The sequence below is a fragment of the Sodalis sp. (in: enterobacteria) genome, assembly GCF_051710625.1.
In the GTDB taxonomy this organism is placed as follows: domain Bacteria; phylum Pseudomonadota; class Gammaproteobacteria; order Enterobacterales; family Enterobacteriaceae; genus JBPESN01.
Genome location: NZ_JBPESN010000084.1, coordinates 1 through 9,032, shown reverse-complemented (window position 1 = coordinate 9,032; position 9,032 = coordinate 1). Strand labels below are relative to the sequence as shown.

General features: G+C 57.4%; 4 protein-coding genes, 7 pseudogenes and 1 riboswitch. Of the genes and pseudogenes, 5 read left to right on the top strand and 6 right to left on the bottom strand.

Translation table 11 applies throughout. The features are described 5' to 3' along the window. A pseudogene (locus ACTBDU_RS14790) lies at positions 1–1,009 on the top strand (IS3 family transposase); the annotation flags it as partial. A gap of 464 nt (positions 1,010–1,473) precedes the next feature. Here ACTBDU_RS14790 and ACTBDU_RS14785 read toward each other — a convergent pair. The 6 genes and pseudogenes from ACTBDU_RS14785 to ACTBDU_RS14760 all read right to left on the bottom strand — a co-directional run. Continuing rightward, positions 1,474–1,909: pseudogene (locus ACTBDU_RS14785) on the bottom strand (thiazole synthase); the annotation flags it as partial. Between the two features lie 3 nt (positions 1,910–1,912). Further along, positions 1,913–2,113 (bottom strand): annotated as a pseudogene (gene thiS / locus ACTBDU_RS14780) (sulfur carrier protein ThiS). Further along, positions 2,110–2,910, bottom strand: a pseudogene (locus ACTBDU_RS14775) (HesA/MoeB/ThiF family protein). The pseudogenes thiS and ACTBDU_RS14775 overlap by 4 nt, the downstream one beginning before the upstream one ends. A gap of 49 nt (positions 2,911–2,959) precedes the next feature. Further along, positions 2,960–3,610: a thiamine phosphate synthase gene (gene thiE / locus ACTBDU_RS14770; RefSeq protein WP_438806998.1), complete on the bottom strand. Its 651-nt coding sequence runs from the start codon at positions 3,608–3,610 to the stop codon at positions 2,960–2,962. Continuing rightward, entirely contained in the window at positions 3,600–5,528 is a 1,929-nt protein-coding gene (gene thiC / locus ACTBDU_RS14765) for a phosphomethylpyrimidine synthase ThiC (protein WP_438806997.1), read from the bottom strand. The genes thiE and thiC overlap by 11 nt, the downstream gene beginning before the upstream one ends. A 102-nt stretch (positions 5,529–5,630) precedes the next feature. Next, a riboswitch (TPP riboswitch) is annotated at positions 5,631–5,744 on the bottom strand. Positions 5,745–5,952: 208 nt separating this feature from the next. Continuing rightward, complete coding sequence (locus tag ACTBDU_RS14760; RefSeq protein ID WP_438806996.1) at positions 5,953–6,333, bottom strand: sigma D regulator; 381 nt, start codon at positions 6,331–6,333, stop codon at positions 5,953–5,955. Between the two features lie 107 nt (positions 6,334–6,440). Between ACTBDU_RS14760 and nudC the strand changes: the two are divergent. From nudC to ACTBDU_RS14740, 4 genes and pseudogenes are all read left to right on the top strand, one after another. Beyond that, positions 6,441–7,211: pseudogene (nudC, locus tag ACTBDU_RS14755) on the top strand (NAD(+) diphosphatase). Positions 7,212–7,259: 48 nt separating this feature from the next. Beyond that, complete coding sequence (gene hemE / locus ACTBDU_RS14750) at positions 7,260–8,324, top strand: uroporphyrinogen decarboxylase (protein ID WP_438806995.1); 1,065 nt, start codon at positions 7,260–7,262, stop codon at positions 8,322–8,324. Positions 8,325–8,335: 11 nt separating this feature from the next. After that, positions 8,336–8,536: pseudogene (locus ACTBDU_RS14745) on the top strand (deoxyribonuclease V); the annotation flags it as partial. Between the two features lie 70 nt (positions 8,537–8,606). Next, positions 8,607–9,032 (top strand): annotated as a pseudogene (locus ACTBDU_RS14740) (transposase); the annotation flags it as partial.

Sequence of the window (9,032 nt, the reverse complement as noted above, 5' to 3'; positions counted from 1 at the left end):
ATGAGCGACAGGGGAAAACGCCAAAAGCCTCTCCCATAACTCCGGAACAAATCGAAATACGTGAGCTCAAGAAGAAGGTACAACGCATTGAAATGGAAAACGAAATGTTAAAAAAGGCTACAGCGCTCTTGATGTCAGACTCCCTGAACAGTTCTCGTTAATCGGGAAACTCAGAGCGCATCATCCTGTGGCCACACTCTGCCACGTGTTCAGGGTTCATCGCAGCAGTTACAAATACTGGAAAAGTCGTCCTGACAGGCTAGACGGCAGGCGAACGGTATTGCGCAGTCAGGTTCATGAACTGCACAATATCAGCCATGGTGCAGCTGGCGCGAGAAGTATCGCCACCATGGCAACCCAGAGAGGCTTCTGGATGGGGCGCTGGCTCGCAGACAGGCTTATGAAAGAGCTGGGGCTGGTCAGTTGTCAGCAAGCCGACGCCCAGGTATAAGTGTGGCGGTCAGGAGCATGTTGCGATCCCGAATTATCTTGAGCGCCAGTTCGCTGTAACGGAGCGATGTGACGTATATCTGGACCGGGAAACGCTGGGCATACCTTGCGGTTGTTCTTGATCTGTTCGCGAGGAAACCGGTGGGCTAGGCTATGTCGTTCTCCCCGGGCAGCAGACTGACCATCAAAGCACTGGAAATGGCATGGGAAACGCGTGGTAAAGCAGTCGGAGTGATGTTCCACAGCGATCAGGCTAGCCACTATACGAGCAGGCAGTTCCGACAGTTGCTGTGGCGTTACCGGATCAAACAAAGCATGAGTCGGCGTGGTAACTGTTGGGATAACAGTCCGATGGAGCGCTTCTTCCACAGCCTGAAGACAGAATGGGTGCTGACAAAGGGTTACAACAGCTTCAGCGAAGCTGCTCATGAAATTACCGACTATATCGTGGGATATTACAGCGCACGCAGGCCGCATGAATATAACGGTGGGTTGCCACCAAATGAATCAGAAATATAGATACTGGAAAAACGCTAACGCGGTGGCCAGTTTTAGTTGACTACTACAATCCCAGCATGAAAATGCTCATGAACTTGTTAAACATAGATAACCTATCAGCGCGAATTAAAAGTCTTTCAAGTTAAGGCGTAGAACTGCTTAAGATATCGATTTTAAGCCACTGCTGCAGTCCCTAACAGCATTTACTAAACATCAAGTAAGGGCTGGGATGTTACACGAAAACGTACATTGATTTCCAGCTTGAGAGGAAAGCCATCACCAATATAGTGATATAATTATTACAGCAATAGTTTAGTGCCTACCTTGAGCAACGGCTATAGCTCGTTTAGCTATACGTAGCATTTATGCATCTTTTGAGGTTCTTACAGGTAAGTTAGGCAACACTCAAGTGACAATGCGTCAATTTGCAAACGATTCTGAACAGTCTAAAATACCTAAATTTTGAGCTTATCGAGAGTCCAGAATTGAGTGCAAATTAGTCCAGAATCGTTTGCATCGCTACAAGCCGATAGGCGATCCCAACGGCATTACTGCCGCGCAACCCGCCTCTGCTAGCCGGCGGCAGAGGCGGGTCGGCGCCACAGTAGGGCAACACCACAAACCCCTCTTTGACCAACTACGCCGCCGCTTTTAATGTTTCTATCGGATCGGGCAACAGGTATTGCATATCCGGATAAATTTCAAGTTTGATCTAGTGGGTGCCCAGCGCTTCGCGCGCCAAACGGGCGGCGAACAAAGCTTCTTCGGCGGTTTTAGCGCCGGACGTGTTGGGTAGTAACCCGGACGCCGGCCTGCCGTAATGCCGGCAGCAGCGCATCGCCAGAGTAACCAGTTCGCTGCCGGAGGCGAGGATGGCGTCCAGCATCAGCTGTGCCGAGGCGAATTTGCCGGTACCGGTGAATAAACGCGACTGAAAGGAAGTTTCTGCTGGGGTAACCATGGTTTAGCCTCCGGCGATTGCCTGGAATAAGAAAATATCGTCACCATCCTGTGCCCGGTAATCCGCCCACTGTCGGCGCGGGATGATGGTTTAGTTGACCGCCAGGGCAGTGCCCGGCGCGGGGTGATGATGTTCCGTGAGTAATACCGCCAGCGTCACCGGCTGTGCCAGCTCCAGCGGAAGGTCGTTAAACGTGATTTTCATCGGGTAAGTCTCCGGGCGCTCCCGACCGCCCGCGCGGGGGACGCTGACGCGGCCGCGCAGACTGGACAGTGGGGATCGCGGTTCAGGCGCAGGGTGTGCCATTGTAAGGTTTTGCCATCGAACAAACGCAGTTGGCCGGCGCTATCGCTCGGAATGCCGCAAAGAAGTTTGATTGCCTCCAGCGCCTGTAGCGTCCCCATCATGCCGACCACCGGGCCCACAACCCCGGCGGTGCGGCAGTTGCGTTGCCGCTCTTCTTTATCTGGAAACAAACAGGCGTAGCAGCCCTCGCGCCACGGCGGGCGTAAGGTTAGCAACTGGCCGTCGAAACCGACCGCGCTGACGCTGATAAGCGCGCTGCCCCGCCGCACGCAGGCGGGCGGCATTGATGACGTGGCGGGTCGCCACATATTATCGCTACAATCCAGCACCAGATCGGCGCGCGCAACCTGCTGGTCAAGCTAATCGCCCTCCAGCCGCCGCGTAAGCGGCAGGTAGCGGCCGCCGGGATTGAGCGCCACCAGCACCCGCTGCGCGGCTTGTGCCTTCGAATGGCCGATATCGACGCTGCGGTAAAGGATCTACCGTTGCAAATTGGTAATGTGCAACGCATCGTCATCGGCCAATAGCAGCGTGCCGACGCCGGGCCGCCCCGCCAGATACAGCGCGGCCGGCGAGCCCAGACCGCCCAAGCCTGCCAGCAACACTGTCGCCGCTTGCAGCCGTTGTTGACCTTCAATGCCGATATCCTCTAGCAAGAGCTGGCGGCTGTAGCGTAAAAAGGCGTGATCGTCCAACGCCGCGGCCGTTGGCGGGCAAACGGCGGTGGCCGTGGTGCGCTGTCGATCATCGTTCATGGTCACGCTCCCATGCCGCTATTTGCTGTTGCAGGTCCGCGGTCGCCTGGCGCCAGTCTGGCGCCCGGGTGATAGCGCTGACCACCGCCACGCTGCCCACGCCACAGGCCAGCACCGCTTCCACCTGTTCATGACCGATGCCGCCGATGGCAACCGTCGGGATCGGGGGCAGCTCAGCAACCAGACGTCGCAGCGTCTCTAACCCCTGCGGCCGGGACGGCATGACTTTGGTGGCGGTGGGGAAAATATGGCCGAGGGCAATATAAGAGGGCCGCCAGGCCAGCGCGCGCGCCAGCCCTGCCCCGTCATGGGTGGACAGGCCCAGCCGCAGACCGGCGGCGCGGATGGCGTCGGCGTCGGCGCTATCCGTATCCTCCTGGCCCAGATGCACGCCGTAGGCGCCATGATGAATAGCCAGCCGCCAGTAATCGTTAATAAACACCCGGGCGTCGTAACGGCGACCCAACAGGACCGCCGCCTCGATATCCGCCGTCACCTGCGCCTCGCTGCTGTCTTTAATTCGCAATTGCACCGTTGTGACGCCGGCATCCAGCATGCGCACCAGCCAGGCCAGCGAATCCACTACCGGATAAAGGCCGAGTCGATGCGCTACCGGTGCGAAAGTAAAATTAGTATTCATCGCTCACCTCGCTACTGGACGACGGCAGATAGATATCCCCGCCGCGGGCCCGGAACGCCGACGCCATGTCGGCCATCCCCGCGGCTTTGACCTGTGCCGCCTGGGCATCGGCGTAATTGCGGACTTCGCGGGATATGTTCATTGAACAGAATTTCGGACCGCACATAGAGCAGAAATGCGCCACTTTGCCCGACGCCTGCGGTAGCGTTTCATCGTGATAGGCGCGGGCGGTGTCCGGATCCAGCGCCAGATTGAATTGATCTTCCCAGCGAAATTCAAAGCGTGCTTTCGACATGGCGTCATCACGGATTTGCGCGCCGGGATGGCCCTTGGCGAGATCGGCGGCGTGTGCGGCGATTTTGTACGTAATCAGCCCCTGTTTGACGTCTTCTTTATTCGGTAACCCCAGATGCTCTTTCGGCGTGACATAGCACAGCATCGCGCAGCCGTACCAGCCAATCAGCGCAGCGCCGATACCGGACGTGATATGGTCATAGCCTGGGGCAATATCGGTGGTAAGCGGCCCCAGCGTATAGAAAGGCGCTTCATGGCAATGCGTCAGCTGTTCGGTCATATTGCGCCGGATCATCTGCATTGGCACATGTCCCGGACCTTTAATCATGACCTGCACATCGTATTCCCAGGCAGTTTTGATCAACTCACCCAAGGTATAAAGCTCGGCGAATTGCGCTTCATCGTTGGCGTCCTGAATCGAACCGGGGCGGAGGCCGTCCCCCAACGACAACGCCGCATCATAGGTGGCGCAGATCTGGCAAATTTCGCGGAAATGCGTATACAGGAAGTTTTCCCGGTGATGAGACAGGCACAATTTGGCCATGATGGAGCCGCCGCGTGAGACGATACCGGTCAGGCATCGCGCGGTCATCGGCACATAGCGCAACAGCACGCCCGCGTGCAGAGTAAAATAATCTACGCCCTGTTCCGCTTGCTCCAACAGCGTGTCGTGGGAAATCTCCCAAGTGAGGTTTCCCGCCACTCCCTGAACTTTTTCCAGTGCCTGATACAGGGGGACGGTACTGATGGGTACCGGACTATTGCGCAAAATCCACTCGCGCGTTTCATGAATATAGCGCCCGGTAGAGAGGTCCATCACGGTATCCGCGCCCCAGCGGGTGGCCCATACCAGTTTTTCCACCTCTTCCTCGATGGAAGAGGTCACCGCCGAGTTACCGATGTTGGCGTTGAGCTTGACCAAAAAGTGGCGGCCAATGATCATCGGCTCCGCTTCGGGGTGATTGATGTTGGCGGGAATAATGGCGCGACCCGCGGCCACTTCCTGACGCACGAACTCCGCGCTGATATTTTCCGGCAGCGCTGCGCCGAACGCCTGGCCCGGGTGCTGCGGGCGCAAGGTCTCGCTGCGGATGCGTTCCCGCCCCATATTTTCCCGTAGCGCAATAAATTCCATTTCCGGCGTGATGATACCGGCACGGGCGTAATGCAACTGGGTGACGCTGCGGCCTGGGCGTGCGCGCCGCGGCGTGGGCGGTGTGGCAAAGCGCAGGTGGTCCAGTCCGGCATCGCTGCGGCGCGCGCTGCTGTAACCCGAGCTGACTGGCTGCACTGGTTCGCTGTCCTGGCGCGCCGCGATCCACGCCGCACGCAGCGGCGACAGTCCGGCGCGGACATCGATGGGTATCGTCGGGTCGCCATAGGGACCGGCGGTATCGTATACCGGCACCGGCTCGTTATCCTCGTATTGCGCATCGTCACCCTGGCCGCCGATATGGGTGGGGCTAAGCTGTATTTCGCGCATCGGTACGCGGACTGACGGGCGCTGCCCCTGTATATAGATGCGACGGGAGCGGGGGAAATCGGTGCCGGTGATCGTATCGATAAACGCCTGCGCCTGCGCGCGGCGGGTACGGCGTGAGCCGGGAGGAGAAGAGTGTGACATAGCAAGTTCCTCAATAAAATTACCGGGAGTTGCTTGTCAGGAGCGCTACGGGGAGTAATGGAGGGCGCCACGGCCGTTGAGAAAAGGCATTGACGCCAACGTGGCTGAATTACTCTTGTTCCCTTCGCAGGTTTTAACCTGATCAGGTTCCGCGGATCCCGAATTAACGGTCTCAGCCCGCCGTAACATACGCGCTGGGCACTCCGACAAGATAATGGTCCGCCAGGCGGACCGCAAACCAATTGCACTTTCTTTACACTTAACCGGAACGGCGGCACCTGCGCCAACCGTTGCCGGGATGACTCAGGCCGGCTGGGCAATATCGGCGCTGTTGGCGGCGGGGAGTGTCGATGCGGCTTGCACACTGTACTCCCATCGCTTGCTGAATCAGTTTATCCTCAAGGACGAAACGCGTCGCCAGCGCTTATCCCACGCCCGACAACGCTTCCTGGAATGACAGATAGTTGTCGTGGTCAATGGCGTTTTCAAAATGGCTGTCGTAGAGCGCCATGATTTGCTGCGTATTTTCCTGCAGACCGCTGTAGGTCAGCGCGGACGAGCTCTCGCCCTCAGGCATGATACGATCGCAAACGTGAAAATGCCCGGCGGAGAGATAATCCACCGACTGATAGCAAAAGGCGTCCAGCGCTTCTTCGTCCAGCGGAGTATGCTTTTCTTTGTTGGGCTTGAGGCCGATCAAATGGTAGTAAGCCACTAAAAGTCCTTTGCGGGCCTGCAACCATTGATCAATAAGTTCATTATTGCCACCAACGCATTTCGCCAGGGTTTCCAACTGGTTTAGCATGATTGACTCCGAAGTGATAAAAATAACGCTGCATGACTGATAAATAAAAGCGAGCAAAAAGCTAAGGTTTTCTAGCTTGCCAGTGAATAAGAGGTAGTGCAACTAAAATGGAACACGAACTTAGCGGGAATGAACAGGGCTGGTGGGTGGTCAGCCAGGAGGCCAAACTCTGGCTGCCGAAGGGGGAACTGCCATTTGGTAGCGCATCAGCCGCCGGACTTACCGGCATGCCCGCGCTGCCTATCGGCGAATGGGCGGGGGCCACCGTTTGGCTGGTGCGCCGAACGATGGCGCGGGATATGGGATTGGTACGGTAAATACTTGATGCCGAACCGGGCCTGTTTCAGCTTGTCGGACGGGGCGTGCAGCTCGCGGAGTTCTACCGTTCCCATCGCCACTGCGGTTACTGCGGTCACGCAATGCGCCGCAGCAAGACGGAATGGGCCTGTTTGTGCGGCCACTGTCACGAACGGTATTACCAGCAAATCGCGCCCTGCATTATCGTGGCTATCCGTCGCGATGAGCGCATTTTGCTGGCGCGCCACAGCCGCCATTGCGGGGGAATCTATACCGTGCTGGCCATTTTTGTCAAAATGGGGGAGACGCTGGAACAATGCGTCGCGCGCGAGGTGATGGAGGAGACGCAGGTGCGGGTCAAAAATATGCGTTACGTAACCTCGCAGCCCTGGCCGTTTCCCCATTTGCTGATGATGGCGTTTATGGCCGATTATGACGGTGGCGATATCCGGCACGATCCGCATGAGTTTCTCGACGCCTGCTGGTATCGTTACGACGCGCTGCCGCTGCTGCCGCCGCTAGGGACTGTAGCGCGCCGGCTGATTGAAGATACCGTCGCGCTTTGCCGCGCGCATCGGTAAAACCCGGCGCACATGCTACAATTCACCTCTAACAGCAAGGAAACCTGAATGAGTGAATTGAAAAACGACCGTTATTTGCGCGCGCTGCTGCGCCAGCCGATCGACGTAACGCCCGTTTGGATGATGCGCCAGGCCGGCCGTTATTTGCCGGAATACAAAGCGACGCGCGCCGAGGCTGGTGATTTCATGTCGCTGTGCCGCAATGCCGATCTGGCCTGTGAAGTGACGCTGCAGCCGCTGCGTCGTTTTCCGCTGGATGCCGCCATTTTGTTTTCCGATATTCTCACCGTCCCGGACGCAATGGGGCTGGGTCTGTGGTTTGAACAGGGTGAAGGACCGCGCTTTGCCCGGCCGATTCAGTATCGGCGCGACGTGGAACAGCTGCCGATACCCGATCCCGAGCAGGAGCTCGGCTATGTGATGAATGCGGTGCGCGCCATCCGACTGCGTTTGCAGGGAGCGGTGCCGTTAATCGGCTTCTCGGGCAGTCCCTGGACGCTGGCCACCTATATGGTGGAAGGCGGCAGCAGCAAGGCCTTTACCAAAATCAAACAGATGCTGTACGCCGAGCCGGAAACGTTACATCTGCTATTGGATAAACTGGCGGACAGCGTCGTGCTGTATCTCAACGGGCAAATCCGCTCCGGCGCCCAGGCGGTCATGCTGTTCGACACCTGGGGCGGCGCGCTGACCAGCGCCGACTATCGCGAGTTTTCCCTGCACTATATGCATAAAATCGTTGACGGCCTGCTGCGTGAGCAGGATGGCCGTCGGGTGCCGGTGACATTATTCACCAAAGGCGGCGGTCAGTGGCTGGAGGCGATGGCCGCCACCGGCTGCGATGCGCTTGGCCTCGACTGGAGCACCGATATCGCGGACGCCCGCAGCCGGGTCGGCGACAAAGTAACGCTACAGGGCAATATGGATCCGTCGGTGCTCTATGGCTCGCCGGCGCGAATCGAGCGCGAAGTAGCGACTATTCTGGATGCTTTCGGCCCGGGAGAAGGGCATGTTTTCAATCTCGGGCACGGTATTCATCAGGATGTGCCGCCGGCGCATGCGGGTCATTTCGTGGCAGCGGTACACCGGCTGTCGCAGTCCTATCACCGTTAGGACATTCAGTTATGGATATCGCTGCACTGCGCGCCGAACAGATAGCTACGGCGGGGAAAGTCATCCGGCAGGACGATTTTGCCTTTAGCCAGCCCGGACTTATCGCCGGCGCGGATGTCGGCTTTGAACAGGGGGGCGAGGTGACTCGCGCCGCCATTGCCCTGCTGCGCTTTCCGTCGCTGGAGCTCGTCGAATTTCAGGTGGCACGGGTGTAGTGGCACACTGAATTTGGCCACCTGAACAGAGGTGATATGCTCACCTCAGAACAACAGGGGTGCACCAATGAAAAGAAGAAATTTTAGTTCTGAATTCAAACGCGAATCCGCTCAACTGGTTGTCGACCAAAATTACGCCGCCGCGCCAGCAGCAAAAGCCATGAACGTCGGTTTTTCTACGATGACGAAATGGGTAAAACAACTGCGTGATGAGCGACAGGGGAAAACGCCAAAAGCCTCTCCCATAAACCCCGGAATAAATCGAAATACGTGAGCTCAAGAAGAAGGTACAACGTATTGAAATGGAAAGCGAAATATTAAAAAAGGCTACAGCGCTCTTGATGTCAGACTCCCTGAACAGTTCTCGTTAATCGGGAAACTCAGAGCGCATCATCCTGTGGCCACACTCTGCCACGTGTTCAGGGTTCATCGCAGCAGTTACAAATACTGGAAAAGTCGTCCTGACAGGCCAGACGGCAGGCGAACGGTATTG